24 protein-coding genes are annotated in these 24,536 nt (G+C 67.4%); 7 read left to right on the top strand and 17 right to left on the bottom strand.

What is annotated here, in order from left to right; genetic code table 11:
- Nucleotides 1–124 precede the first annotated feature (124 nt).
- Genes sdhA through sdhC form a run of 3 tightly spaced genes read right to left on the bottom strand, consistent with a single transcriptional unit; the run spans nt 125 to nt 2,793 of the window.
- On the bottom strand, nt 125–1,942 hold the full coding sequence (gene sdhA / locus ACE3SL_RS14305; RefSeq protein WP_374526398.1) for a succinate dehydrogenase flavoprotein subunit: 1,818 nt from the start codon (nt 1,940–1,942) through the stop codon (nt 125–127).
- A 1-nt stretch (nt 1,943) separates the two neighbouring features.
- A complete protein-coding gene (sdhD, locus tag ACE3SL_RS14300) occupies nt 1,944–2,351 on the bottom strand; it encodes a succinate dehydrogenase, hydrophobic membrane anchor protein (RefSeq protein WP_374526397.1) in 408 nt (135 codons plus the stop codon).
- Complete coding sequence (sdhC, locus tag ACE3SL_RS14295; RefSeq protein ID WP_374526396.1) at nt 2,344–2,793, bottom strand: succinate dehydrogenase, cytochrome b556 subunit; 450 nt, start codon at nt 2,791–2,793, stop codon at nt 2,344–2,346. Before sdhC ends, sdhD begins: the two co-directional genes overlap by 8 nt.
- Nucleotides 2,794–2,982: 189 nt before the next feature.
- On the opposite strand from sdhC, the gene ACE3SL_RS14290 reads away from it, so the two are divergent.
- A complete protein-coding gene (locus ACE3SL_RS14290; protein ID WP_374526395.1) occupies nt 2,983–3,597 on the top strand; it encodes a hypothetical protein in 615 nt (204 codons plus the stop codon).
- A 260-nt stretch (nt 3,598–3,857) separates the two neighbouring features.
- On the opposite strand, the gene ACE3SL_RS14285 is transcribed toward ACE3SL_RS14290, so the two are convergent.
- Complete coding sequence (locus tag ACE3SL_RS14285; RefSeq protein ID WP_374526394.1) at nt 3,858–4,100, bottom strand: hypothetical protein; 243 nt, start codon at nt 4,098–4,100, stop codon at nt 3,858–3,860.
- Between the two features lie 31 nt (nt 4,101–4,131).
- A complete protein-coding gene (gene ald, locus ACE3SL_RS14280) occupies nt 4,132–5,247 on the bottom strand; it encodes an alanine dehydrogenase (protein WP_374526393.1) in 1,116 nt (371 codons plus the stop codon).
- A gap of 159 nt (nt 5,248–5,406) precedes the next feature.
- Between ald and ACE3SL_RS14275 the strand changes: the two genes are divergently transcribed.
- The 3 genes from ACE3SL_RS14275 (at nt 5,407) to ACE3SL_RS14265 (ending at nt 8,379) form a co-directional block, all read left to right on the top strand.
- Nucleotides 5,407–5,880: an Lrp/AsnC family transcriptional regulator gene (locus ACE3SL_RS14275; RefSeq protein ID WP_374526392.1), complete on the top strand. Its 474-nt coding sequence runs from the start codon at nt 5,407–5,409 to the stop codon at nt 5,878–5,880.
- 136 nt (nt 5,881–6,016) lie between these two features.
- Nucleotides 6,017–7,369, top strand: a complete 1,353-nt coding sequence (locus tag ACE3SL_RS14270) for a methyl-accepting chemotaxis protein (RefSeq protein WP_374526391.1) — start codon at nt 6,017–6,019, stop codon at nt 7,367–7,369.
- Nucleotides 7,370–7,407: 38 nt separating this feature from the next.
- A complete protein-coding gene (locus ACE3SL_RS14265; protein WP_374526390.1) occupies nt 7,408–8,379 on the top strand; it encodes a 50S ribosomal protein L11 methyltransferase in 972 nt (323 codons plus the stop codon).
- Nucleotides 8,380–8,483: 104 nt separating this feature from the next.
- Here ACE3SL_RS14265 and phhA read toward each other — a convergent pair whose 3' ends face one another.
- Nucleotides 8,484–9,353: a phenylalanine 4-monooxygenase gene (gene phhA, locus ACE3SL_RS14260; RefSeq protein ID WP_374526389.1), complete on the bottom strand. Its 870-nt coding sequence runs from the start codon at nt 9,351–9,353 to the stop codon at nt 8,484–8,486.
- 38 nt (nt 9,354–9,391) lie between these two features.
- Nucleotides 9,392–10,033, bottom strand: coding sequence for a Crp/Fnr family transcriptional regulator (locus ACE3SL_RS14255; RefSeq protein ID WP_374526388.1), 642 nt, complete (start codon nt 10,031–10,033; stop codon nt 9,392–9,394).
- Nucleotides 10,034–10,104: 71 nt separating this feature from the next.
- Between ACE3SL_RS14255 and ACE3SL_RS14250 the strand changes: the two genes are divergently transcribed.
- The gene (locus ACE3SL_RS14250) at nt 10,105–10,986 is read left to right on the top strand and encodes a sterol desaturase family protein (RefSeq protein ID WP_374526387.1); all 882 of its coding nucleotides are present in this window, start codon (nt 10,105–10,107) and stop codon (nt 10,984–10,986) included.
- Between the two features lie 4 nt (nt 10,987–10,990).
- Here the strand turns inward: ACE3SL_RS14250 and ACE3SL_RS14245 are convergent, their stop codons facing one another.
- From ACE3SL_RS14245 to ACE3SL_RS14210, 8 genes are all read right to left on the bottom strand, one after another.
- Nucleotides 10,991–12,982 (bottom strand): TonB-dependent receptor family protein, encoded by a 1,992-nt coding sequence (locus ACE3SL_RS14245; protein WP_374526386.1) that lies wholly within the window; start codon nt 12,980–12,982, stop codon nt 10,991–10,993.
- 72 nt (nt 12,983–13,054) lie between these two features.
- On the bottom strand, nt 13,055–13,441 hold the full coding sequence (locus tag ACE3SL_RS14240; protein ID WP_374526385.1) for a hypothetical protein: 387 nt from the start codon (nt 13,439–13,441) through the stop codon (nt 13,055–13,057).
- A 155-nt stretch (nt 13,442–13,596) separates the two neighbouring features.
- Entirely contained in the window at nt 13,597–14,766 is a 1,170-nt protein-coding gene (locus ACE3SL_RS14235; protein WP_374526384.1) for a sterol desaturase family protein, read from the bottom strand.
- 131 nt (nt 14,767–14,897) lie between these two features.
- On the bottom strand, nt 14,898–17,072 hold the full coding sequence (gene ligA / locus ACE3SL_RS14230; RefSeq protein ID WP_374526383.1) for an NAD-dependent DNA ligase LigA: 2,175 nt from the start codon (nt 17,070–17,072) through the stop codon (nt 14,898–14,900).
- 24 nt (nt 17,073–17,096) lie between these two features.
- A complete protein-coding gene (locus ACE3SL_RS14225) occupies nt 17,097–17,750 on the bottom strand; it encodes a hypothetical protein (RefSeq protein WP_374526382.1) in 654 nt (217 codons plus the stop codon).
- A complete protein-coding gene (gene recN, locus ACE3SL_RS14220; RefSeq protein WP_374526381.1) occupies nt 17,747–19,414 on the bottom strand; it encodes a DNA repair protein RecN in 1,668 nt (555 codons plus the stop codon). Before recN ends, ACE3SL_RS14225 begins: the two co-directional genes overlap by 4 nt.
- A gap of 46 nt (nt 19,415–19,460) precedes the next feature.
- A complete protein-coding gene (locus tag ACE3SL_RS14215; RefSeq protein ID WP_374526380.1) occupies nt 19,461–20,255 on the bottom strand; it encodes an outer membrane protein assembly factor BamD in 795 nt (264 codons plus the stop codon).
- Nucleotides 20,256–20,343: 88 nt separating this feature from the next.
- Complete coding sequence (locus ACE3SL_RS14210) at nt 20,344–21,048, bottom strand: peptidylprolyl isomerase (RefSeq protein ID WP_374526399.1); 705 nt, start codon at nt 21,046–21,048, stop codon at nt 20,344–20,346.
- Nucleotides 21,049–21,181: 133 nt separating this feature from the next.
- On the opposite strand from ACE3SL_RS14210, the gene ACE3SL_RS14205 reads away from it, so the two are divergent.
- Nucleotides 21,182–21,553, top strand: a complete 372-nt coding sequence (locus ACE3SL_RS14205) for an ArsR/SmtB family transcription factor (RefSeq protein WP_374526379.1) — start codon at nt 21,182–21,184, stop codon at nt 21,551–21,553.
- 2 nt (nt 21,554–21,555) lie between these two features.
- A complete protein-coding gene (locus ACE3SL_RS14200) occupies nt 21,556–22,089 on the top strand; it encodes an SRPBCC family protein (protein ID WP_374526378.1) in 534 nt (177 codons plus the stop codon).
- Between the two features lie 51 nt (nt 22,090–22,140).
- Here the strand turns inward: ACE3SL_RS14200 and ACE3SL_RS14195 are convergent, their stop codons facing one another.
- Nucleotides 22,141–23,442 carry an Hsp70 family protein gene (locus ACE3SL_RS14195; RefSeq protein ID WP_374526377.1) on the bottom strand — a complete coding sequence of 434 codons (1,302 nt, stop codon included), beginning with the start codon at nt 23,440–23,442 and terminating at the stop codon, nt 22,141–22,143.
- A 95-nt stretch (nt 23,443–23,537) separates the two neighbouring features.
- A partial coding sequence (locus ACE3SL_RS14190) for a PLP-dependent aminotransferase family protein (protein ID WP_374526376.1) occupies nt 23,538–24,536 on the bottom strand: 999 nt, incomplete at its 5' end.

Genomic DNA, 24,536 nt, shown 5'->3' with positions numbered 1-24,536 from the left:
GAAGTCGAGACACGCTTGGGAAGCGCTAGCCTTCGCGTGTCTCGACTTCGCTCGACACGAACGGGAATAGAGGGCGGTCTGGAATCCACCCCAAAAGAGACATCCGCAACCTATGTCGCGATCGTCAGTAAACGCGCGCCTTCGGCTTGATATATTCGGCGTCGTCCGACAGCGTATATTCGTGGACGGGGCGGTAATCGAGCTTCACGCCGCCGCCCCCCCTCGCCTTATCCGGGCCGCCCCAGCCGTCGAACCAGCTGATCGTGTGCTTCATCCAGTTCGCATCGTCGCGGTTCGGGAAATCCTCGTGCGCGTGGGCGCCGCGGCTTTCCTTGCGGTTGAACGCCGAATGCATCGTCACCGTCGCCTGCGCGATCAGATTGTCGAGCTCGAGCGTTTCGATGAGGTCGGTGTTCCAGATCAGGCTGCGGTCGGAGACGTGGACGTCGTTCATCCGCTCATAGGTCTTGGCGAGCTTTTCCTTGCCCTCAGCCATCAGTTCGTCGGTGCGGAACACCGCGGCGTGCTGCGACATCGCGCGCTGCATCTCGGTGCGCACCTCGGCGGTCGGCGAGCCGCCGTTCGCATTGCGGAAATGGTCGAGGCGGGCGAGCGCGAGGTCGGCGCTGTCCTTGGGCAGCGCGGGCTGCGCGGCGCCGGGGGTGACGATTTCCTTGAGGCGATGGCCGGTCGCGCGGCCGAACACGACGAGGTCGATCAGGCTGTTCGAGCCCAAGCGGTTCGCGCCGTGGACCGAGACGCACGCCGCCTCGCCGACCGCGAACAGGCCGGGGACGACCGTGTCGGGATTGCCGTCCTTCAACGTGACGACCTCGCCATGATAGTTACAGGGGATGCCGCCCATATTGTAGTGAACGGTCGGCACCACGGGGAGCGGCTGGCGCGTCAGATCGACGCCCGCGAAAATCTTGCCGCTCTCGGTGATCCCCGGAAGCCGTTCGTGCAGCACCGCCGGATCGATATGATCGAGGTGGAGGTAGATATGGTCCTTGTGCGGGCCGACGCCGCGGCCCTCGCGGATTTCGAGCGCCATCGACCGCGACACGACGTCGCGCGACGCCAGATCCTTCGCCGAAGGGGCATAGCGTTCCATGAAACGCTCGCCTTCGGAGTTCGTCAGATAGCCGCCCTCGCCGCGCGCGCCTTCGGTAATGAGGACGCCGGCGCCATAGATACCCGTCGGGTGGAACTGGACGAACTCCATGTCCTGGAGCGGCAGGCCGGCGCGCAGCACCATGCCGCCGCCGTCGCCGGTGCAGGTGTGCGCCGAGGTCGCGGTGAAATAGCAGCGGCCGTAACCGCCGGTCGCGAGCACGACGGCCTGCGAACGGAAGCGATGGATGCTGCCGTCCTCCATACAGAGCGCGATCACGCCGCGGCACACGCCGTCCTCCATGATCAGGTCGAGCGCGAAATATTCGATGAAGAAGTCCGCGTCATATTTCAGCGACTGCTGATAGAGCGCGTGGAGCATCGCGTGGCCGGTGCGGTCGGCCGCGGCGCAGGTGCGCTGCACCGGCGGGCCTTCGCCCATATTCTGCATATGGCCGCCGAACGGGCGCTGGTAGATGGTGCCGTTGGCGTTGCGGCTGAACGGCACGCCGGCATGTTCGAGCTCGTAGACCGCGGCGGGCGCCTCACGCACCATATATTCGATCGCGTCCTGGTCGCCGAGCCAGTCGGAACCCTTGACGGTGTCGTACATGTGCCACTGCCAATGGTCGGGCGTGTTGTTGCCGAGGCTGGCGGCGATGCCGCCCTGCGCCGCGACGGTGTGGCTGCGGGTCGGGAACACCTTGGTGATGCAGGCGGTCTTGAGCCCCGCTTCGGCGCTGCCCATCGTGGCGCGCAGGCCCGAACCGCCGGCGCCGACGACGACGGTGTCGTAAACATGGTCGATGATCTTATAGGCTTCGGTCATCTTACATACCCCCCGGAGCGAGCCCGGCGGCGGGCGCAAGCGCGATGCGGACGATGGCGAAGATGCCGAAAGCGGCGCCGCCGATCGCGTAGAAATTCAGAACGACGATCGCGAGCAGCTTCGCCGCTTCGCCATGCACATAATCCTCGATCATCACCTGCAGGCCGAGGCGGAAGTGCCAGAAGACGCTGACTACGAGCAGGATCAGTGCGAGCGCGACCGTCGGGTTCGACGCCCAGCGGTGGATCGCGGCATGGTCGCCGAGCGGCAGGCGGATCAGCGAGACGACGAACCAGGTGACGAGCAGGACGTTGCCGAGCGCGGTCAGGCGCTGCTGCAGCCAGTGGCCGGTGCCGTGATGCGACGGGCCGAGCCCGCGGACGCGGCCGAGACGAGTTCCGTTACCCATTGAGCGTCTCCGCGATCAGATAGAGCCAGGTCGCGGCGGTCGCGAGGATCGCGCCGGCGAAGACGAGGAGCGACCAGAGCCTGTTGGTCTTGAGCTCATAGCCCGCGCCCGTATCGAGCACGAAGTGACGGAGACCCGAGAAAAGATGCTGGAAGAAAGCCCAGGTCAGCCCGATCAGCACGACCTTGCCGAGGATGTTGGTGATCTGATGCAGCATGCCGACTTCCGGGCTCGGGTCTTTCCAGACGCAGGCGACGAAGGCCGCATAGGCATCGGGACCCGCCGCGATCGCGCCGAGCCACCAGAGGAACATCAGCGCGCCGACAATGGCGAGCCCGTCGCCGGTGATGCGGTGAAAGATCGAGACCGCCATCGAAGGCGACCATTTATACACCTGAAGGTGCGGCGAGAGCGGCCGTGCGCTCGGTTGCTTGCCAGCCATATCAGCCCCGTTTTGTGACTCTATCCGGTCGATGGGCGCGGGTTAAGCGTTCCCGCCGCGATATGCAATTGCTTAGGGGGCGCAGGACGAAGAATTTGGGCCCCGCCCGCGTCCCCACCCTTTCGAGGCTTGCGCGCCGGGATAAACTCCTCTTGTAAAGCAACAGCTTCCTGCTCCGAAAGGCCTGCCATGCTTCTCGCCACCCTTCTGCTCGCGGCGCAGGCGCCCGCCGCCGCGCTTCCCGAGATCGGCTTCGACCGCGCGATGGCCGACAAGCAATGCGCCGTCGACGTCAAGGCCGACGATCTCGACGGGCGGGTCGAATGCCTCGATTATCAGCTCCGCGGCCGCCGCTTGTGGGTGCTGCTGACCGCCACCGAAGCCACCAGTACGCAGACGGACAGGGACGAGTGCAACAGCCGCTGGACCGAGGACGGCGTCACCGACTGGCGGATGGCGGGATCTTGTCTGGCCGAAGCGGGCGACCCGCTCGCCGCCATGAAGGGCAAGCGCGATTTCGACGCGAAGGCGCTGCGCGCCCTCTGCTCCGAACCGCGCGACACGAGCCTGCCGCCGCCGCCCGGCACCGACGGCCGCGATCCGGTCGAAGAATGCGTCTTCGACAATGCCGTCGATTACCGCATCTTCCACCTGCTCGAAACGGCCTATGGCGGCGTGATCGGCAAGAGCTTCGCCCATTGCCGCGCCGACTGGACCGAAGAGGGCGTCATCAACTGGCGTATGGCCGAACTCTGCGCCCAGTTGCAGGTCCGCGCGTGGGAGCGGCTGGCGGACTGGCGGTAGGGGTGGCGTCGGTGTTCGACCGAGAGTTGCCGCACTCTCTCCCTTCGTCATTCCCGCGAAAGCGGGAACCCAGGGATGGGTAAGCGGACGGACGCTCTGGGTCCCCGCTTTCGCGGGGATGACGAAGTAAAGAAAGGGCAGCGTCCGCTTCCCATCCCGAAGCCGACAAAAAGGGCGGCACGAAGGCCGCCCTGTATCCCCCGCTTGCGCGGGGATGATGCATATTCATGCCGCGCGGCCGTGCCGTGCGGAAAGAGGCGTCACTTGATCTTGTCGCGGTTCGCGTAGAGCAGCGCCGCGAGCACCGCCGCCGATCCGATGCCGATCCCCGCCGCGGCGGCGGTTTTCCAGCCGCGCTTCTTGTCGCTCTTCGCCGCCGCCTCCCTGTCGGCAGCTTCGGCCTTGTCGGCCGCCTCCTTTTGCGCCTGCAATTCGCGCGCGGCGCGGATCACTTCATTCTCTTCTTCCTCGTCGTGCGGGGGAGGCGGCACTTGGTCGGTCATCGTTCGCTTACGTCCTTTTCGTCAGGCGCCCTCAGGCAAGTGCCTGCTCGACAGGCACATAGTCCGTTCCGACCGCTTCGGCCACGGCCTCGAACGTCACCTTACCATTCCAAACGTTCAACCCCTGCGCAAGATGCACGTCGCGTTTCAACGCTTCTTTCCAGCCGAGGTCGGCGATGCGCAGCGCGTGCGGCAGGGTGACGTTGTTGAGTGCATAGGTGCTGGTCCGCGCGACCGCGCCCGGCATGTTCGCGACCGCATAATGGACGATGCCGTCAACGACATAGGTCGGGTCGGCGTGCGTCGTCGCGTGGCTGGTCTCGAAGCAGCCACCCTGATCGATCGCGACATCGACGAGCACCGAGCCGGGGCGCATCGTCTTCAGCATGTCGCGGGTGACGAGCTTCGGCGCCTCGGCGCCGGGGATCAGCACCGCGCCGATGACAAGATCGGCCTCGGCGACGCATTCGGCGAGGTTCGCGCGGTTCGAGAAGCGGGTCTTGGCGCGCGCCTCGAAGAAGGTGCCGACGCGTTCGAGCACTTCGGGGTCGCGGTCGAGGATGGTGACGTCGGCGCCGAGCCCCGCCGCCATCTGCGCCGCGTTGAAGCCGACGACGCCGCCGCCGATCACGCAAACCTTGCCCGGCGCGACGCCCGGCACGCCGCCGAGCAGGACGCCGCGGCCACCGTGCGCCTTTTCGAGCGCGGTCGCGCCGGCCTGAATCGACATGCGCCCCGCGACCTGGCTCATCGGCTTCAGGAGCGGCAGGCCGCCGTGCGGGCTGGTGACGGTTTCATAGGCGATGCAGATCGCGCCCGACTTCATCAGGTCGAGCGTCTGTTCGGGGTCGGGCGCGAGGTGAAGATAAGTGTAGAGGATCTGGCCGGGGCGCAGCATCGCGCGCTCGACCGCCTGCGGTTCCTTGACCTTCACGACCATTTCGCAGGTTGCGAAGATTTCTTCGGCGGTCTGAACGATCTCGGCGCCTGCCTGCTCGTAGAAGCGGTCGTGCGCGCCGATGCCCTCGCCGGCGCCGGTTTGCACCAGCACGCGATGCCCGTGCGCGACGAGTTCGCGCGCGCTCTCGGGGGTCAGGCCGACGCGATATTCGTGATTCTTGATTTCCTTGGGGGTGCCGATGATCATGGTTCGCTCTCCGAAAAACAGCGGCCGCGGCGCCCTTTTTCAGACATCCTCAGCCTTCGGAGAAACATAACAGCGAATCACCGGGATTTGCTTGCATATCTTCGTTCACTTTCGGATAAGTGCGCAATAATTTTGCGCCTTTCATTCCGGATACGCGATATGCTTGATCGAATCGACGTGAAGCTGCTCGACCTGCTGCAACGCGATGGCCCCAAGCCCGTCGCCGATCTGGGCGACCGCGTCGGCCTGTCGCCCTCGGCCTGCCATCGCCGCATCCGGGCGCTCGAGGCGGCGGGTATCATCACCGGCTATGCCGCCCGCCTCGACCCCGAGGCGATCGGCATGGGGCTGGACGTTTTCGTCGATATCACCCTGACCTCGCAGAGCGAGGAGGCGCTCACCGCGTTCGAGAGCGCGGTCAAAAGCTTCGACGAGATATTGGAGTGCCAGCTTCTGTCGGGCGCCTCGGACTATCGGCTGCGCGTCGCGGCGCGCAACGTCGCCGACTTCGACCGGCTGCACCGCCATTGCCTGTCGCGCCTGCCCGGCGTCGCCGCGATGCACAGCGCCTTCGCGCTGCGCACGATCAAGGCGTTCGAGGGCTATCCGGTGCGAGGCGACGCCCTGCGCTGAGGCGAAAATTCCGGTCGCTGGTTAACACCGCCTTTACCATCCGCCCCGCATATCCCGGTGACACGGCGATGAATGCGGCGCCAGAACCCGCACGTCCCCCATTTGGTCAGGCCGTTTTGGTCAGGGAAGCAGGATCATGGTGAAGGAAAATCCGATTCACAGGCAGCAGATCGATCCGGTGCTGATGGCCGATCGCTTTCCCCATTATGACCTCGACGGCCGGCTCGCCGCGGATGCGGCCGAGATCGGGGCGATCGTCGCGGGGCACGAAGAGGCCGTCGCGCGCGCCTATTGGGATGCCTTCAATGCGCTGCCGTCGATCGACCGCCCGATCGAGGGCGAGCTTTATGCCTCCTACGTCCGCGGGAGCGCGCGGCATACCATGGTCAAATATGGCGATCCGGCGGGCCAGGAGGTCGCGACGATCGCGTGCCAGAACACGCATATGGCGCGGCGCGTCAAGCTGCCGCTCGCCTCGGTGATTTCGTGCATGGCGCAAAGCCAGCGGCTGACGATCGAGCATGTGGTCGCGGCGTGCGGCGACGACGCCAACCGCATCGTCCGCCTGACGAGCGCGGTCAACCGGCTCGGCCTGCTCGAATATGATATCATGCAGCGCTATGCCGAGAAGCTCGACCGCGCGGTGCTGTCGGGCGAGCGTCAGACGCTCGCGGGCGATTTCGATCGCTCGATTGCCTCGCTGGTGCAGGACACGGATTCTGCGCGCCAGCAACTCGCGCGCCAGGCGGCCTCGGCCGATCAGGCGGCGAAAGGCATGATCGCCAAGACCAGCGAAGTCGCCGCCGCGTCCGAGCAATCGGCGATGGCGATGCGCGAAGCGGCCTCGACCGCGGCGGGCCTGATCCGCGCGATCGAGGATGCGCGCAGCGAGGTCGAAGCCTCGGCCAGCGTCGCGACGCGCGCCTCCGAGCAGGCGGGCGAAGCGGTCGCGATGTCCGAGGCGCTGTCGCGCCACGCCGAATCGATCGAATCCATTTTGGGCCTGATCCGCGAGATCGCGGGGCAGACCAACCTGCTCGCGCTCAACGCCACGATCGAGGCGGCGCGCGCCGGCGAATCGGGCCGCGGCTTTGCCGTGGTCGCGCAGGAAGTGAAGAGCCTCGCCAACGAAACCGCGCGCGCGACCGACGATATCGCGGGCAAGATCACCGCGATCCAGCAGGCGACGCGCGGCTCGGTCGCCGCCAACCAGTCGATCCAGGCGACGATCGTCGAGGTCCAGACCTCGGCGCAGCGCATTCGCGACGCGATGGACGCGCAGGCGCAGACGGTCACCTCGATCACCGCCGCGGTCGACGAGACCGCGCTTGCCGCCGACTCGATGTCATCGACGATCGCCAGCATCCGCAACGATTCGGGCATGGTCGCGGGCGAGATCAGCACGCTGAGCAGCGAGTTCGCCAAGATGGGCGACCGGCTCCAATCGCTGGAAAAGGCCGCCAGCGAGTTCAGCCGCCGCGTGGCCTGAGCTTGGCAATCGCTCCCCGCCTGCCGTAAGGCGGGCGGATGAGCTGGATCGTCTCCCTTCCCTGCACCCGCGCCGAAGCCGAGGCGCTGTCGGGCGAAATTCCCGAACTCGATGCGATGCCCGAAGCGCCGGTCGTCGTCACCCGCGAGATCGACGAAGATGCGGGCCTGTGGCAGCTCGACGCCTATATGGACGCGAAGCCCGGCGCGGCGCTGCTCAAACTGCTGCAAAGCCTGATCCCGAGCGCCAGGGGCAAGAAACCGGTCGTCGAGGAGCTGGTCGAACAGGATTGGGTCACGTTGTCGCAGCAAGGGCTCGAACCCGTGCAGGCCGGGCGCTTCTTCGTCCATACGAGCAGCTATGCCGACCGGGTGCCGCCGGGCACCGTGTCCTTCCTGATCGACGCCAGTCAGGCCTTCGGCACCGGCGGACACGACACGACCGCGGGATGCCTCGCGATGCTCGACCGGCTGGCGCGGGCAGGCACGAGCCCGCGCAATATCGCCGACATCGGCACTGGCACCGGCCTGCTCGCCTTTGCCGGACACGCGCTGTGGCCGCGCGCGCGGGTGATCGCGTCGGACATCGACCCCGCGAGCATTTTCGTGACCAAGGACAATGCCGCGATCAATGGCGTCCCCTTGGGGCGCGGCGGCGGGCGGCTGGCGCTCGCGGTCGCGCCGGGGACCGACCATCCGGCGATCCGGCGCCGCGCGCCCTATGATCTGGTCGTCGCGAATATCCTTGCGGGGCCGCTGATCACTCTCGCCCCCGACATCGCGAGCGCCACCGCGCCGGGCGGCCATGCGATCCTGGCCGGGCTGATCGCGCGGCAGATGGAGCCGGTGCTCGCCGCCTATCGCGCCCACGGCTTTCGCCTCGCGGCGCGCGGCGGCAGCGCGGAGTGGCCGTGCCTGCTGCTCGTCAAGCGCCGGCGTTACGGCTGGCGGCGGAAGGAACGCGCTTTCCACCGGGCGAATGCATCGGACGCGACGTTCGGGAGCTGGTGAGAATCGTCATCGCGAGGAGCGCAGCGGCGAAACGATCTCCAGCCATCGTCAAGAAAGGCTGCCAGCTGGAGATTGCTTCGCTCCGCTCGCAATGACGTGGCTATTCAGGCTTTCGCCGCCGCATAATCCTGCGTGCCGCGCGTGATCACCTCGTCGCCCGCCAATATGTCGGCGATCGGGATCGGCGGCAGCGCGGCGTTGGCGGTATAGAGCGGCGCGAAATCGGTGTTCACCGTCACGTCGAGCAACTGGCCCAGACTGTCGATGACGAAATAATTCTGCTGGAAATCGTCGATCCGGTAATCGGTGCGCATCACCCGCGCGAGATCGAAGCCGATGCGGTTCGGGCTGTCCGAGTCGAGTGCGAAGACGCTCTCCGCATAGCTCGACACGATTCCCGCGCCATAGATGCGAAGCCCGCCCGCCTCGCGGATCAGCCCGAATTCGACCGTATACCAGTAAAGCCGCGCAAGCTGCTTCAGCGCGTCGAATTTGAGACTGCGCAGCCCCCCCTCGCCATAAGCGACCATATAGTCGGCGAACACCGGGTCGGCGAGCATCGGGACGTGGCCGAAGACGTCGTGGAAGACGTCGGGTTCCTGGAGATAGTCGAGCTGTTCGGGGGTGCGGATGAAATTGCCCGCCGGGAAACGCCGGTTCGCGAGATGGTCGAAAAAGACATCGTCGGGCACGAGCCCCGGCACCGCGACGACCTGCCACCCCGTCGCCGCCGCCAGCCGCGCATTGAGCTCGCGATAGTCGGGAATGCCCGGCTTTTCGAGCCGCAGCACGTCGATGCCGCGCAGAAACGCCTCCGACGCGCGCCCGGGCAGCATCGCCGACTGCCGCGCGAACAGCCGGTCCCACATCGCATGTTCGTCCGCGGTGAAGGCGTCCCAGTCCTGCGGACAAGTCCAGTCGGCCGCAGCGCCCGGCGGCGGCGTGTCGTGGACGTGGGTGTCGGGGTTCTTCATGCGGTGATCTCTAGCATGAAATGGTTTCAGGTGAAACTTTATCGTTCTTGGGGCATCAGCCGAATCTGCCCATAGCCGGTTTCGACCAGCCCGCGCGCGGTCAATTCGCGCAGCGCCGCGCCCAGCGTGACGCGCGACACGCCGAGCAGGTCGGCGAGCTGCTGCTGGGTCGCTTGCACGGTCGCGCCGTCGCCGCCGTCCGCCGCCATCATGCCGAGCAGCCGCAACAGCCGGTCGGCGCTGCTGAGCCGCCGCTCGGCGTCGATGATGTCGAGCGCCCCGGCGAGCTGGCGGCCGAGGCTGCGGAGCAGCAGCTCGGCCCATCCGACATCGGCGGCCATCAGCTGGCGGAGCAGCGGACGGTCGATCGCAACGAGCCGCGCCGGGCCGCTGGCGAGCGCATCGGCCTGCCGCGGCACGCCGGTGAAAAAGGCGAGCTCGCCGAACAGGTCGCCGGGGCCGAGCACGGCGAAGGCGGTGAAGCCGCCGTCCTCGGCATAGCGGCCGACGAGGACATGCCCCTCGACCACCGCCCAGAAGGCGTCGCCGGCATCGCCCTGCTGCTGCACGAACTGGCCGTCGGCGAAGCGCCGCGCGGGCGCCATCGCGACCAGCCGCTCGCGCTCGGCAGGCGACAGCCGCGTCCGTTCGGCGAGATCGAAATGATAAGATCTTTGCATTTCTGCCGCCCGATGTGTGGCAAAGGCGTGAGAAAGGCAAGGCCAGCGAAGGCCGGAACGGGAGAATCGGGATGCAACTCACTACGACGCAATCGAGCCTGATCGTCGCGCTCATCTATCTGGGCTTCTGCCTGATCGAACTCGCGCGCACGCGCTTTTTCGCAAAGACCGAGCAGACGCGGCACGACGGTATCGTCGAGATCGTCAGCACCTTTACGCTGACGATCCTGACCCAGCCCGCGATCCTGCTGACGGTCGGCGCGATCGGCCACCGCTTCTTTCCCCAATATGAGGGCGCGCTGGCGTCCCTCCCCTGGTATGCCGCGCTCGCGCTGTTCCTCGTCTGCGAGGATATGATGCAATATTGGTGGCACCGCGCGTCGCACAGCACCGCCTGGCTCTACAACCTCCACCGCGCGCATCACAACGCCCGCTACATGAGCGTGCGGCTCGTCTACCGGAACAACCTCCTCTATTATGCGATGATGCCGAGCATTTGGTTCGCAGGCGTGCTCGTCTATCTGGGACTCGGCTGGTTCTATGCCTTTTACCTGATCGTGAAGATGCTGGTGATCATCGGCGCGCACAGCGACGTCGCGTGGGACGCACCGCTCTATCGCATCAGGGCGCTTGCGCCGGTCATGTGGGTCGTCGAGCGGACGATCAGCACCCCCGCGACGCATCATGCCCATCACGGGCGCCACGCCGACGACCCGGCGGTCCACTACAAGGGCAATTTCGGCAATCTCCTCTTCTTCTGGGACGTCTTGTTCGGCACCGCGAAGATCACGCGCCATTATCCCGCCAGCTATGGCGTCGAGAATCTGCCGCCCGCGACACTGGGGCAGCAATTGCTCTGGCCGATCCTGCCCGAGAACAGGGATATGGACGCGGTGATCCCCGGCGCGACCCCCGCGCGCGCCGAAGCGCGGGCGGTCGCGGCCGGGGGATAGCGGGTCAGAAGCGCGCGCGAAGGCCCGCCGACACCGCGCGGCGCTCGACCGGGTAGTATATCGCCGAGGCGTCGGTCACCGCAATCGCCGCGCTGATGTCGCCGATCGCCTTCTTGCCGGTGATGTTGCGGACATCGACGAAGGCATCGAAGCCCGCGGCGATCCGCGCCCCGCCGGTCAGCCCGAGCAAGGCATAGCCGGGCGTGCGCCGCTGGTTGCGGTAGTCGGCGAACGGCCCCTGCGGCACCCATTCGAGGTTCGGCGCGATGTGCAGCGCCTCGTCGCCGATGCGAAGCTCGGCGCGGTAGCTGTGGCGCGGCACGATCGGCAGGCGGTTGCCGCCGAACTCGGCGTCGCGGCGGAAGCGGAAGTTGCTGTAGGCATAGACCTGTCGCAGCCGCAGCCAGTCCATCGGGCTCCATTCGAGCGCCGCCTCGATCCCCTCGTGCCGCGTCCGCCCGGCGTTGAAGGTCGAGGCCGGGATGTCGGGCCCGACCGTATATTGCAGCATCTCGCCCCTGAGGTCGGCACGATAGGCGCTCAGATCCCAGGCGAAGGCACCCGACCGCCCGCGCGTGCCAATCTCCGCCGTCCACGCGCGCTGCGGGCCCAAGGGCACGAAGCTTGCGATCTGCGCGAGTTCGTTGAAGCCGGGAAATTCGACCGAGCGGCTGTAGTTGGCGTAGAGTTGCACGTCCCGCATGGGCTCGTAGAGCAAACCGATCTTCGGCGAAAAGGCATCGAAATCGGCGCGGCCGCGCGTGCCCGCCTGCGCCGGCGCGGCGGTATTCGCGTTGATCAATTGCCGCCGCATCCCGTCGGCATAGACCCCGCCCGCGATCAGCGAGAGCGCAGCGACCGGCTTCACGCGCACCTCGCCATAGAGCGAGGCGCTGCGCGCATCCTGATCGGCGTCGAAGGTCAGTGCGCCGCGCCGCCCCGCGACGTTGACGAAGCGCTTCGATTTGATGTCGCCGACGCGTAGCTCTCCGCCGAAGGTCGCCTCGACCCGGTCGCCCGCATAATCGAAGCGGAAGAAGGTGCCGCGGTCGCTGCTCTCCTGATCGACGACCTGAAAGATCGGGTGATAGAGCGACTTTGCGTTGAGGAACGCCCCGGCTTCGAGCGTGAGCGCCCCCCAGTCGATCGTCGTCCGGTTCTGAAGGCGCAGCGAATCGATGTCGCGCTGCTGATTGCCGGTCAGGCTCGCGGCATTGGCGAGGCGCGGGGTCGTGAGCGCCTGATCATAGGTCAGCGCGCCGGGGAGCTGCTGGTCGATGTTGTTGACGCTCGCGTAGAAGCGCGTCGTCACCGCGTCCGACAGCTTGAGCCCGACATTGCCGTGGAAGCGCAGGCTCCGCCGCTTCGCCTGCTGGCGGTCGCCGTCGGAGGTGTCGGCGCTGATCGCGCCCCATGCATCGACGCGCTCGCCCGCGACGCCCGCCGCGATGAGGCCGCGCAGCATGTCGAAGCTGCCCGCGTCGGCGCGCAGGTAGATCCCCTCCGCGGTGCGCCCGGTCGGGGTCACGCCGTTGATCGCGCCGCCGAGCGTTCGCGATCCGAAGCGCAGCGCGTTGGCACCGCGATATACCTCGAGATGGTCGAAGAAGATCGGCTCGAGCTCCTGAAAATCGCCGTTATCGTCGGCGAGGTTGATCGGGATTCCGTCCTGCAGCAGCGTCAGGCCGCGCATATGGAAGCCGCGCGACAGGCCCGAACCGCGGATCGAGATACGCACCTCCTGCCCGTAACGCGGCTGGAGATAGACGCCGGGGGAGAAGGCGAGCGCGTCGCGGAGCGACACGACGCTCTTGTCGGCATAATCCTCATAAGAGACGATGTCGGTGCCGCCGGGCGTCTTCGCCGCGCGTTCTTCGGCGGCGGTGGTCGCGGCGGGGGCGGTGACGATGATCGTCTGGTCGGCCTCTGCGGCGCAGACGGGTACGGAAAAGGCGAGCGCCAGCAACGGCGCCGCCCGGAACATAGGGGAGTTCATGGAATATCCTTCGCTTGAATGCAGGCAAGGGCCGCGCTGCGTTCAATACGCGGGGCGGCCGGTCAGACTGGATCAGGCGAAAGCGGGTGGTCCGGTACTCGGAGGCAGCGGCGAGGCGATTCCCGGCGCGAAGCCGAGCGCGGGGACCGCAACGGGCGCGGGTTCGGCGGCGGCGAGCGCTTCGGGCAGGACCGGCGTATCGGGCGTCAGCGGCGCGACCGCGAGCGCGCCCCAGGGGCAATGCTGCTGTGCCTGTCCCTGATGGTCGCCGGCTTTCTCAAGCGGGATCGTCATCGTTCCGCCGGGGTTCGCGGGGTCCGAACAGACGCGCACGGTGATCGTGCCGCCCGCCCCGCTCTCGATCATCCAGCCCGGCGCGACGAAAACGCGCGCCGCCAGCGCCAGCAGCACGGGCAGCAGCAGGATACCGGGACGGCGAAAGGCGGCGAGAAGGCCCACGCCGTGCGCCTTATGGCGCGCCGCATCCGCTGGCAAGCGGGCAGATTGCCCACCCCCGCCGTGTCATTGCGAGCAAAGCGAAGCAATCTCCAGCTATCGACCTTGTGCGAGGCGGATAGCTGGAGATTGCTTCGCTTTGTTCGCAATGACGAGATTTACTCCGCCGGCGTCTCGTCGGTCTTCTTGCCGGTGCGCGTCCAGGGATAGAGGAACTGGCGCCAATAGCTTTGCGGCACATCCTCGGGAATGCCGTAATTTTGCGGCCAGCGCCCCTTCGGCAGATGGAAGGTGCCGAATAATTTGTCGAGGAAGGAGAAGTGGATCGCGAAATTGACGTCGAACGCCTCGCGCTCGAGCCCGTGGTGCCAGTGGTGGAAGCGCGGCGTCGCGATCCAGTGGCCGAGCCGGTCGAAATCGCCGCCGACATTGGCGTGAAGCAGCGACGACCAGACATAGACGAAGCCGATATAGGCCTGCATCACCGAGGGCGCGAAGCCCAGCGTGAACAGCGGCAGCGAGGTGATCGAGCGGAGCAGGATGATCTCGACGAAATGCATCCGCGACCCCGCAAGCCAGTCCATCGACTTCGCGCTGTGATGGACGGCGTGGAAACCCCACAGAAACGGGATTTTGTGGAACAGGCGGTGGAACCAATATTGCGCGAGGTCGGAGACGACGACCACGATCCCGAACTGCACGATCCATGGCAAGGCCGCGACGCCCGCACGGAAGGCGTTCCAGCTGCTGGTATGGTCGTTGACGAAGGCCTGCGGCGCGAGCGCGAGGAAGCTCAATACCTGCACGAACATCGTGCTGACCAGATAGTAGAAGAGATCCTCGCGCCATTCGATGCGGAACAGCCGCTGCGCGCGGCGGTGCGGAAAGGCGCGCTCGAGCGGCGCGAACATGAAACCCGTGACGAGCAGGTTGACGACGAAGAAGTCGAGCCCGAAGAAAATGCCCCAGTCGCGCGTCTCCTGCGGCTGGACGTTCGCGCCGCCAAGCAGCGCGGCGCCGAGCCCGACGATCAGCGCGGTCAGCCCCAGCGCCTTGCGCGGGCGCAGCAGCAGGCTGAGCAAAGCGAGCGCGTAGCTGACGAGCAGGGTCAGATGCACGACCCCGCGAAAGCCGGTCCAACCCTTTACCGCGGCGAGCTCGGGCGTCGCGAACCAGTCGGGGAAGCGCAGCGCGATCACCATGAAGAAGCCGCTGATCGCGAAGAGAAGCCCGAAGAAGCCCGACAGCCAACCGCTCCCGAACCGCCGCACCTCGGTGTGCGATTCGAGATCGCGCATCAGCGTCTGAAGATAGTCATTTTTGGCCATCGAGCCCCCGCTCATCCTTTCCGTCCGTCATGCTGAACTCGATTCAGCATCCATTCGGCGCATCGTCAGTGATAGCGAGCACTGAATGGACCCCGGATCAAGTCCGGGGTGACGAAGACGCCCATCAATGGCTAGCCCGCCGCCGCGACGATCGCCGCCCATTCACCCTCGTCGATCACGCGGATGCCGAGCGCGCTCGCCTGCTTGAGCTTCGATCCCGCGCCCGGACCCGCGACGACGAGGTCGGTCTTGGCGCTCACCGATCCCGCGGCCTTGGCGCCGAGCGCTTCGGCCTGCGCCTTCGCTTCGTCGCGGCTCATCGTCTCGAGCTTGCCGGTGAAGACGACGGTCATGCCCGAGACTTCGCTGGCGCGCGTCTCGACCACATAAGGGGGCGGCGAGACTTCGGAGAGCAGATCGTCCCACAGGTCGCGGTTGTGCGGTTCGTGGAAGAAGTCGCCGAGCGCCTCGGCGACCGCGGGCCCGATGCCGTCGGCGCGGACTTCGAGGATCGCCTTGATCGCCTCCATCTTGCGCGCGGTGAATTTGCCGTCGGATTCGCCCTCGACCCGCGGATTCGCATCGAGCCAGGCCTGGATTTCTGCGGCTTTCGCGGGAAGGAGCGCGATGTCGCCGAGCCCCTTCAGCAGATCGCGCGCGGTGACCGCGCCGACATGGCGGATGCCCAGCCCGAAGAGCAACCGCGCGGCATCGGGTGTGCGCTTCGCCTCGATCGCGGCGAAGAGATTGTCGACCGACTTCTCCTTCCACCCCTCGCGCCCGAGCAATTCGTCGCGATGGCTCTTGAGCCGGAAAATGTCCGCCGGCCCCTTGTCGAGCCAGCCGAGGTCGAGAAATTCCTGAAGGCTCTTCTCGCCGAGCCCCTCGATGTCGAGCGCGCCGCGGCTGACGAAATGGCGCAGCCGCTCGAATTTCTGCGCGGCGCAGATGAGGCCGCCGGTACAGCGCACGTCGACCTCGCCCTCCTCGGCGACCGCCTCGCTGCCGCAGACCGGACAATGGTCGGGGAAGACGTAGGGTACGCGAGGCTCGTCGCGGGTCAGATTGTCGACAACCTGCGGGATCACGTCGCCCGCGCGCTGGACGACGACGCGGTCGCCCGGCCGCACGCCGAGGCGGCCGATCTCGTCGCGGTTGTGGAGCGTGACGTTCGAGACGACGACGCCGCCGACGGTGACGGGGGTGAGCCGCCCGACCGGGGTCAGCTTGCCGGTGCGGCCGACCTGAATGTCGATCGCTTCCAATGTGGTCTGCGCGCGTTCGGCGGGGAATTTATGCGCGATCGCCCAGCGCGGCGCCTTGGCGACGAAGCCGAGCCGCGCCTGCCAGTCGAGCCGGTCGACCTTGTAGACGACGCCGTCGATGTCATAGGGCATCTCGGCGCGTTCGGCCTCGATCATCCGGTAATGCGCGAGGACGTCGGCCACATTGTCGAACCGCTTCAGCAGCGGCGAGACCGGGACGCCCCACGCCGCGATTCGCTCCATCATCGCATATTGCGTCGCAGCCGGGACCGCACTCGCCTCGCCCCAACCATGCGCAAGGAAACGCAACGGGCGCGACGCGGTGATATTCGAATCCTTCTGGCGCAGCGAGCCCGCCGCGGCGTTGCGCGGGTTGGCGAACTGGCGGACGCTCGACGGATCGAAATCCTGTTCGCGCTGGGCCGCGAGCACCCTGCCCTCGTCCATCAGCCGCGCGTTGAGCGCGGCGAAATCGGCCTTCGCCATATAGACTTCGCCGCGAATCTCGAAGACGTCGGGCGCTTCACCCCTCAATTCCTGCGGAATGTCGGCGATGTGGCGGACGTTCGCGGTGACGTCCTCGCCCACCGCGCCGTCGCCGCGCGTCGCGGCCTGCACGAGGCTGCCCTTTTCGTAGCGCAGCGAGCAGGACAAGCCGTCGATCTTGTCCTCGGCGGTCAGCGCCACGCTCTCGCCTTCGCCGAGGTTCAGGAAGCGCCGCACGCGCGCGACGAATTCCTCGACATCCTCGGCCGCGAAGGCGTTGTCGAGGCTCATCATCCGCACCGCGTGCGTCACTTTGGCGAGCGGCGAACCCTCGACCGCGGCGCCGACCTGAACATTCGGACTGTCGGCGCGGATCAGGTTCGGGAAAGCGGCTTCCAGCGCATTGTTGCGCCGCACGAGCGCGTCATAGTCGGCGTCCGAAATCTCGGGCGCATCCTCGGCATGATAGCGCCTGTTGTGATGGGCGATCTGCTTCGCGAGCCGCATCAGTTCGTTGGCGGCTTCGGCTTCGGAGAGCGATTCAATTTCGGTCATGTCCATAATCAAAGCCCCTCCCCTTCACGCCCGCTCCATCGCGAGCGCTTCGGTCGGCAGTATCTGGATTCCCTCGAACGCATGGTCCGCATAGGGGCCGGCGGGATCGACCCAGTGGAGGAAGAGGTGCGCCGACCAGCGGTTGGGATTGGGGGTCATCCGTCCGTGCAGCCGGTGGACGCCCTGATAGAGTACTGCGTCGCCCGGCAGCATCGGCACCGAGCCATAGGCCTCGTCGCCGAAATCGGCGTCGGCGCGCTGGCGCGGGGTTTCGATATGCTGCGACCCGACCTCGAGCGGCCACGCCTTGCCGTCGCTCGCCGCAAGCAGCAGCGACAGGCTGTGCTCGCACGCGTAGCGGTCCGAATGGATGCGGCAGATATCGCCCTGGCGGTACATGCGGAAATAGCAATAGGTCGGGCGGAGATCATGGCCGACGATCGCGCTCACCGCCGGGGTCATGCCCCAGAGAAAGGTCGAGAGCGGCAGATAATGCGTACCGTATACCTCGACCGCCGCCGCGCTGAGCAGATCGTGCTTCTGCTTGAGCCGGTCGAACGAGACCCCGCCCCGCACCAAGTCCGACTTGAGCATGGTGAGGAGCGCGTGCGTGACCTCGGCCGGTACGAAACCGGGCAGCGCCAGATAGCCCTCTTCCTGATATCGGCCCGAACTCATACCGCCTCCAGCAATCTTTCCGCCTGCGCGCGCGCCTCTTCGGTGACTTCGGCGCCCGACAGCATGCGCGCGATCTCCTCGCGGCGGCCGGCGTCGTCGAGCGCGCGGACGCCGGTGCGCGTGACTGTCCCCTCGCTCGATTTGGCAATGACGAAATGGCCCGCGCCCTTGGCCGCAACCTGCGGGCTGTGGGTCACCGCGAGGAGCTGCTTCCCTGCGCCCGCCAGCCGTGCGAGCCGCTCGCCGATCGCACTGGCGACCGCGCCGCCGACGCCGCGGTCGATCTCGTCGAAGATGATCGTGTCGGCGCCGCCCTCTTCGGCGAGCGCAACCTTGAGCGCGAGGATGAAGCGGGACAATTCGCCGCCCGACGCGATCTTCGCGAGCGGTGCGAAGGGCGCGCCGGGGTTGGTCGCGATCAGAAACTCGACGCGGTCGATGCCCTCGGCGCCCCAGCGTTCGGCGGGAAGCCGCTCGACCAGCGTCCGGAAGCGCGCGGCGTCGAGCTTCAGCGGCACAAGCTCGCCCGCGACCGCGGCGTCGAGCCGCGCTGCAGACTTGGCCCGCAAATCCGAGAGCGCAGTTGCCGCGTGGGTGTAGGCGGCGGCAGTTTCGGCAACGGCGGCCTCCAGCTTCGCCAGCCCCGCGCTGCCGCCCTCGATCGCGTCGAGCCGCGCGGCGAAGTCGCCCGCGAGGTCGGCGAGTTCGTCGGGCTGGCACCCGTGCTTGCGCGCCATCGCGCGCAGTTCGAACAGGCGCGTCTCGGTCGCCTCCAACCGCTCGGGATCATATTCGAGTGCGCGCGCCGCCTCATGCAGCTTGGTCTCGGCTTCATCAGCCTCGATGATCGCACGGTCGAGGCCCGCGAGCGCTTCGGCGAGCAGCGCATGATCGCCCGCCAGCCGGTCGAGCCGCCGCGCCGCGCCGCGGAGCAGCGCGGGACCGCCGTCGCTGCCGTCGAACGCTTCGAGGATTATGCCGAGGTCGCCGGCGATCTTCTCGCCCTTCTGCATCGCGGCGCGCGCCTCGGCGAGTTCGGCCTCTTCGCCGGGCAACGGGTTCAGCGCGCGAAGCTCGGCGACGCAATGCTCCAGCCATTCGCGGTCGCGCTCGGCCTCGGAAATCGCGGCCCGCGCGGCCGCGAGCCTTTCCTCGGCCGCGCGCCAGGCGGCATGGGCGCTCGCCACCGCGCCCGTATCGGCGCGGGCATAAGCGTCGAGCAAGGCGCGATGCCCCGATGGCGCGAGCAGGCCGCGGTCGTCGTGCTGGCCGTGGATTTCGACCAGATAGCCCCCGACCTCGCGCAGCAACGCCGCCGAGCAGGGCTGGTCATTGAGAAAGGCACGGCTGCCGCCGTCGGCCTTCAGCGTGCGGCGGATCAGCAAGGGCTCGCCCGGTTCGAGCGCGACCTCATTTTCCGCGAGCAGCGCCGCGAGCGGGGTGCCTGAGGCGGGCGGGGTGAAGCTCGCGGTCACCTGCGCCTTGTCGGTGCCCTGCCGCACGAGCGCGCTGTCGGCGCGCATCCCGAGCGCGAGCCCGAGCGCGTCGAGCAGGATCGACTTGCCCGCCCCGGTCTCGCCAGTGAGCACGCCGAGCCCGGCCTCGAAATCGAGGTCGAGCCGTTCGATCAGAACGATGTTGGCGATGGACAGCGCCGTCAGCATGTCCCGCCCTTACCGCAGAACAAAATGCGAATCTACGGACAGCGTATCAGCTGCCCGGCGCGTGCTTCTGCATCAGCTTGTAGGCGCGGTCGTACCATTTGCTGCCCGGATAATTGGCGCCGAGCACGGCGGCCGACTTCTTCGCTTCCTCGGGAATGCCGAGCGCGAGGTAGGATTCGGTCAGGCGATAGAGCGCCTCGGGCGTATGGCTGGTCGTCTGGAACCGGTCGACCACCTCGCGGAAGCGGATCGAAGCCGCCAGCCAGTTCGAGCTGCGCTGGTAGAAACGGCCGATCTCCATCTCCTTGCCCGCGAGATGGTCCTCGACGAGGTCGAGCTTCAGCCGCGCGTCGGCGGCATAGCGGCTGTCGGGATAGCGGCGGATCACCTCGCCCAGCGCGTCCTTCGCCTGCTGGGTGATCTTCTGGTCGCGGGTGACGTCGCTGATCTGCTCATAATAGGAAAGGCCGATCAGATAATAAGCGTAAGGTGCGTCCTTGTTGCCCGGATGGATCGCGAGGAAGCGCTGCGCCGCCTCGATCGCCGGGGTATATTCGCGGTCCATATAATAGGAAAAGCTGCTCATCAGCTGCGCGCGGCGCGCCCAGGGCGAATAGGGGTGCTGACGCTCGACCTCGTCGAACAGCGCGGCGGCGAGCTTGTACTGCCTGCGGTCGAGCCGGTCCTGCGCCGCGCGGTACAGCGTGTTGACGTCGCGCGCGACGTAGCGGGTGTCCTTCTTGACGCCCCCGCCCCCGGCACAGGACGCCAGCATCGGCGAAATCACAAGAGCGGCGGCGGCGAAGCGCACGGCGGCGCGAACGGAGGGGCGCTGAGTCATGCGCGCGGTATAGCCACAGCGCGGATGAACGCAAAATAAATGATAGGCGCTTCGTCGGGTTCGCGCACCGCCGCATCAAGGTCCGGATTCAAGGTCGGGGCGCGGCCTTCACGACGCACCCCTGCGGTGCATCGGCGGGCGCGGCTATGCGGCGGGCCGAGAGGATCTTGAACTCGGGTTCGAGCATCTGGCCGATCATCACCCCTTCGCCCTTGGCCGGCGAGACCGGCGCGGCATAGATTTTCTCCGCGACATCGAGCCCCGAGACCAGCTCGCCGAACACCGCGAAACCGGCATTGTCGCCGCTGGCTGACGGATCGGCGTCGAAACCCGGAATGTCGGACAGCAGGATGAAGAAGTCGCTCGTCGCATCGCCCGGTGCGAGCCGCGCCATCGCGACCGCGCCCTTGCAGTGGGTGAGCCCGGTGACAGTCGTCGGCTCGTGCGCGATCGGCGGATAGTTGAGGCGGGCATCCCCCCGGTTGCCGCCCTGTACAAGTGCATTGCCCTCGCCCCAGCTGCGCGTCGTGCGATAGAATTTGAACACGGTCGCCATCCGCTTGCTGTCGACATAGCGCAGGAAATTGGCGGCGGTGATGGGCGCGCGCCTGTTTTCGATCCGGATGACGATCTTCCCCGCGTCGGTGACGAGTTCGACATAGGGCCGCGTGTCGGCTTCGACCGGCGCCGTGACCGGCGCGGGCACCGCGGGCGGCGGGGGCGGCAGCTGGGTGGTCTGCGCGGGGACGGTCTGCGCCGCGGCGGCAAGCGACAGGGCAAGGAACGAAAACATCATCGAATCTCTCTGAGCGGACAATAGCTGAGGCAAGGCTAGCCGCAGTTCGCGGGCTCGCCAAGCCGATCCACGGAAGCTTTATTCAACCGAACGGTTGACAATATAGTTCGACGCGCCCATATTAAACCACATGGTTGAACATGATTCGCAAACGCTCGACACCATCTTCCACGCGCTCGGCGATGCCACGCGGCGCGCGATGCTGAACGAGCTGGCCGCAAGCGAACGGACGGTCGGCGAACTCGCCGAACCCTTCGCCATGTCGCTCGCCGCGGCATCGAAGCATATCAAGGTGCTGGAGGCCGCCGGGCTGATCCGCCGCGACGTGCGCGGGCGCACCCATGTCTGCAGCCTCGAGCCGGTTCCGCTGATGCGCGCCGACCAGTGGCTCGGCCTCTATCGCCGCTTCTGGACCGACCGCCTCGACAGTCTCGAGCGGCTGCTCCGCGAGGCCCCGCCCACGCCCCCGAAGAAACCCCTCCCCGGACAAGAAGGAGACTGACGATGACTGCCATGCTCACCGACGAAGCTTACGGCACGCTGACCGAGCCCGCGACGCTGACCCTCCAGCGCCTGCTCCCGGGCCCGATCGAGCGCGTCTGGGCCTACCTCACCGACGGCGAGCTCCGCCGCCAGTGGCTCGCCGCGGGCGCGATGGAGGAAAAGGTCGGCGCGCCGGTCGAATTCGTCTGGCGCAACGACGAGCTGACCGACCCGCCGGGCGCGCGGCCCGACAACATGGCCGAGGAGCATCGCATGACGTGCGAAGTCACCGCGATCGACGGCCCGCACAGCCTGTCGGTCAGCTGGGGCAGCACCGGCGGCGTGACCTTCACGCTCGAAGAACAGGGCGACGAGGTGCTGCTGACGATCGTCCACAAGCGCGTCGAGGACGTCACCGTCCGCCTCAACGTCAGCGCCGGCTGGCACGCGCATGTCGATGTCCTCGAAGCGCGGCTGCGCGGCACGACGCCGGCGCCGCACTGGGACAATTGGGTGCGCCTGCGCGCCGACTATGCCGAACGCTTCGCCCTTTGAGCAGCGGACAGGCTTAAGGGAGGGGGTCGCTGATGCGGCCCCTTCTTGCATTCAGACTTCCCACTCCGACGGATCGGGCTCGGCGCCGATCAACGCCAGGCCGTGCGCGATCGAGGTCAGTTCGCCGCCCGCGGCGATCCGCTCGCGTCCGAAACGGCGCTCGAAGATCGCGCGGATCGCGGGGATCAGCGACGAACCGCCCGTCAGGAAGACGCGGTCGATGGCGCCCGCCTCGACCCCCGCCTTCGCCAGCGCGGCGTCCATCGCCGCCTCGATGCGGACAAGGTCGTCGGCGATCCACGCCTCGAAATCGGTGCGGCGGATGTCGGCGGCAATCTCGACCCCGCCGCCGGTGAAGCGGAATTCGGCCGCCTCGCTTTCGGACAGCGCGCGCTTGACCCGGCCGACCGCGTCGTAGAGCGGAAAGCCCTGCTCATGCTCGATCAGCGCGATCATCCGCCCGATCGGCTCGGGATCGACCGCGTCGCGCTGCAACCGCCGAAGCTCCTCGATCGTGCGCCGGTTGCGCATCATCGCGAGCCGTGACCAGTCGGCGAAATCGGTGAAATAGCCGCCCGGAATCTCGAGGATCTTGTCGAACGAGCGATACTGCCCGCCCTTGCCGAGCAGCGGCAGGACGAGCTTGTCGACGATGCGCTGGTCGAAGCGGTCGCCCGCGATCGCGACCCCCGCCGAGGCCAGCGGCGCGCAGCGGCGCGCGGCTCCGGGCTCGGCGATGCGGACGATCGAAAAGTCGGTCGTACCGCCGCCGAAATCGGCGACGAGGATCGTCGCAGGCTCGGTCAGCCGCGCAGCGTAGCTGTGCGCCGCGCCGAGCGGTTCATAGACATAATGAAGCTCGACCCCGAAGCGGTCGAGCATCAGGTCGTAACGCTGCCGCGCCAGCGCGGGGTCGGCGCGCGCGCCGGCATATTCGACCGGCCGCCCGACGATGACGCGGCGCGGCCGTTCGTCGAGGCGGCCGCCGGCATGGCGGACGAGCCGCTGGAGGAACAGCCGCCCCATATCCTCGAAGCGGAACGGCTTGCCCCAGATCAGCGCCCGCTCGAACAGCGGGCTTGCCGCGACGCTCTTGAACGACTGCACGAAGCGGCTGTCGAGCGGCGACTGGAGATATTCGGCGATCGCCCACGGCCCGGCTTCGGACGCGATCCCCTGCCACGCGCTCTCCTCTTCCCAGAAGCAGAGCGCCGAACGGAACACCGGGCCCGTCGCCTCCTCGCCCGCGAAGTCGATGAGTTCGGACCCGCCCTGCCCGTCGGCAAGCGCGACGACGCTGTTGGTGGTGCCGAAGTCGAGGCCGAGCGCGCATGCAGCCCTATTGCTGTCCATTGATCTGTCCTGTGCCGGCCGGGGTATCGCGAGGGGCGGCGCCTATTGCACGGACGGGCAGAGGGAGCAAGCCGCGGCGCCTTCGCCTCAGGCCTCTAGCCGCCTTCCGCCAGTCCCGTGGCCAGCATCTCCAGCCCGCGCCGCAACCCGGCGCGGTCGATCGCGCCGCCGAGCGACACGCGCAGTGCGCGAACATCGCCTTCATCCGCCGCGAAAGCATCGGCAGGAATCGCCATCAGCCCGCCAGTGCGCGCGCGCGCCGCGACCTGCCCCGGATCGGCGTCGGCGGACAGCGGCATCCACAGATGATAGCCGCACGGATGCGCGGCGTGGCTGTCCGGCGGCAGGATGTCCGCCGCCATCGCGAGCCGCGCCGCTGCCTCTCCGCGCGTCTCGGCGATCAGCCGGTCATAGCTGCCGTCCTCGAGCCAGCGCGTCACGAGCGCGGCGTTCAGCGGCGGCGGCATCACATTCGTCTGATGCACTGCGGTCGCGAGCGCCAGCGCATCGGCCACCGACGGCGCGCGGACATGCGCGACGCGCAGCGCCGGCGAAATCACCTTCGACACGCTCGCGACATACCAGCCGAGCTCGGGGGCATGGCTCGACAGCGGCGCCACCGGCGTCTCGGCCAACTGCCCATAGGCGTCGTCCTCGACGATCCGCACCCCGTGCCGCCGCGCCACGGCAGCGAGCGCCGCGCGTTCCTCCGCGTCCAGCGTCGCGGTCGTCGGATTGTCGTTGGTCGGCACGACATACAGCGCCGACACCTTCGTCGCCCGGCACAGTGCCTCAAGCGCGTCCGCCGCGACCCGCGCCAGCGGCGCAAGCCGCAGCCCGGCCTTTTTCGCGATCGCGAGGAACCCCGGATAGACATGCGTCCCGCACGCGACGACATCGCCCTTCGCGAGCGTGGCATCAACGATCGCATGCAGCGCATTCTGGGCGCCCGCGGTCACCACCACCTCGTCGGCGCTGCTCGCCAGCCCGATCCGGCTGAAGATCGCCGCGCCCGCCGCGCGGTCGGCCTCGCGCCCGCCCGCCGGCGTATAGTGCAGCCGCCCGCCCGCGCCCGGCGCGCGCAGCAAGGCGCT

The sequence above is a fragment of the Sphingopyxis sp. genome (assembly GCF_041916015.1).
Taxonomy (GTDB): domain Bacteria; phylum Pseudomonadota; class Alphaproteobacteria; order Sphingomonadales; family Sphingomonadaceae; genus Sphingopyxis.
Note: the sequence above shows the minus strand (reverse complement) of the source record. Positions and strands in the feature narration are given on the sequence as shown.

Excerpts from the sequence above, each read along its gene's own strand:
- sdhA (WP_374526398.1), bottom strand. The coding sequence starts at position 1,942 with ATGACCGAAGCCTATAAGATCATCGACCATGTTTACGACACCGTCGTC.
- sdhD (WP_374526397.1), bottom strand. The coding sequence starts at position 2,351 with ATGGGTAACGGAACTCGTCTCGGCCGCGTCCGCGGGCTCGGCCCGTCG.
- sdhC (WP_374526396.1), bottom strand. The coding sequence starts at position 2,793 with ATGGCTGGCAAGCAACCGAGCGCACGGCCGCTCTCGCCGCACCTTCAG.
- ACE3SL_RS14290 (WP_374526395.1), top strand. The coding sequence starts at position 2,983 with ATGCTTCTCGCCACCCTTCTGCTCGCGGCGCAGGCGCCCGCCGCCGCG.
- ACE3SL_RS14285 (WP_374526394.1), bottom strand. The coding sequence starts at position 4,100 with ATGACCGACCAAGTGCCGCCTCCCCCGCACGACGAGGAAGAAGAGAAT.
- ald (WP_374526393.1), bottom strand. The coding sequence starts at position 5,247 with ATGATCATCGGCACCCCCAAGGAAATCAAGAATCACGAATATCGCGTC.
- ACE3SL_RS14275 (WP_374526392.1), top strand. The coding sequence starts at position 5,407 with ATGCTTGATCGAATCGACGTGAAGCTGCTCGACCTGCTGCAACGCGAT.
- ACE3SL_RS14270 (WP_374526391.1), top strand. The coding sequence starts at position 6,017 with ATGGTGAAGGAAAATCCGATTCACAGGCAGCAGATCGATCCGGTGCTG.
- ACE3SL_RS14265 (WP_374526390.1), top strand. The coding sequence starts at position 7,408 with ATGAGCTGGATCGTCTCCCTTCCCTGCACCCGCGCCGAAGCCGAGGCG.
- phhA (WP_374526389.1), bottom strand. The coding sequence starts at position 9,353 with ATGAAGAACCCCGACACCCACGTCCACGACACGCCGCCGCCGGGCGCT.
- ACE3SL_RS14255 (WP_374526388.1), bottom strand. The coding sequence starts at position 10,033 with ATGCAAAGATCTTATCATTTCGATCTCGCCGAACGGACGCGGCTGTCG.
- ACE3SL_RS14250 (WP_374526387.1), top strand. The coding sequence starts at position 10,105 with ATGCAACTCACTACGACGCAATCGAGCCTGATCGTCGCGCTCATCTAT.
- ACE3SL_RS14245 (WP_374526386.1), bottom strand. The coding sequence starts at position 12,982 with ATGAACTCCCCTATGTTCCGGGCGGCGCCGTTGCTGGCGCTCGCCTTT.
- ACE3SL_RS14235 (WP_374526384.1), bottom strand. The coding sequence starts at position 14,766 with ATGGCCAAAAATGACTATCTTCAGACGCTGATGCGCGATCTCGAATCG.
- ligA (WP_374526383.1), bottom strand. The coding sequence starts at position 17,072 with ATGACCGAAATTGAATCGCTCTCCGAAGCCGAAGCCGCCAACGAACTG.
- ACE3SL_RS14225 (WP_374526382.1), bottom strand. The coding sequence starts at position 17,750 with ATGAGTTCGGGCCGATATCAGGAAGAGGGCTATCTGGCGCTGCCCGGT.
- recN (WP_374526381.1), bottom strand. The coding sequence starts at position 19,414 with ATGCTGACGGCGCTGTCCATCGCCAACATCGTTCTGATCGAACGGCTC.
- ACE3SL_RS14215 (WP_374526380.1), bottom strand. The coding sequence starts at position 20,255 with ATGACTCAGCGCCCCTCCGTTCGCGCCGCCGTGCGCTTCGCCGCCGCC.
- ACE3SL_RS14210 (WP_374526399.1), bottom strand. The coding sequence starts at position 21,048 with ATGTTTTCGTTCCTTGCCCTGTCGCTTGCCGCCGCGGCGCAGACCGTC.
- ACE3SL_RS14205 (WP_374526379.1), top strand. The coding sequence starts at position 21,182 with ATGGTTGAACATGATTCGCAAACGCTCGACACCATCTTCCACGCGCTC.
- ACE3SL_RS14200 (WP_374526378.1), top strand. The coding sequence starts at position 21,556 with ATGACTGCCATGCTCACCGACGAAGCTTACGGCACGCTGACCGAGCCC.
- ACE3SL_RS14195 (WP_374526377.1), bottom strand. The coding sequence starts at position 23,442 with ATGGACAGCAATAGGGCTGCATGCGCGCTCGGCCTCGACTTCGGCACC.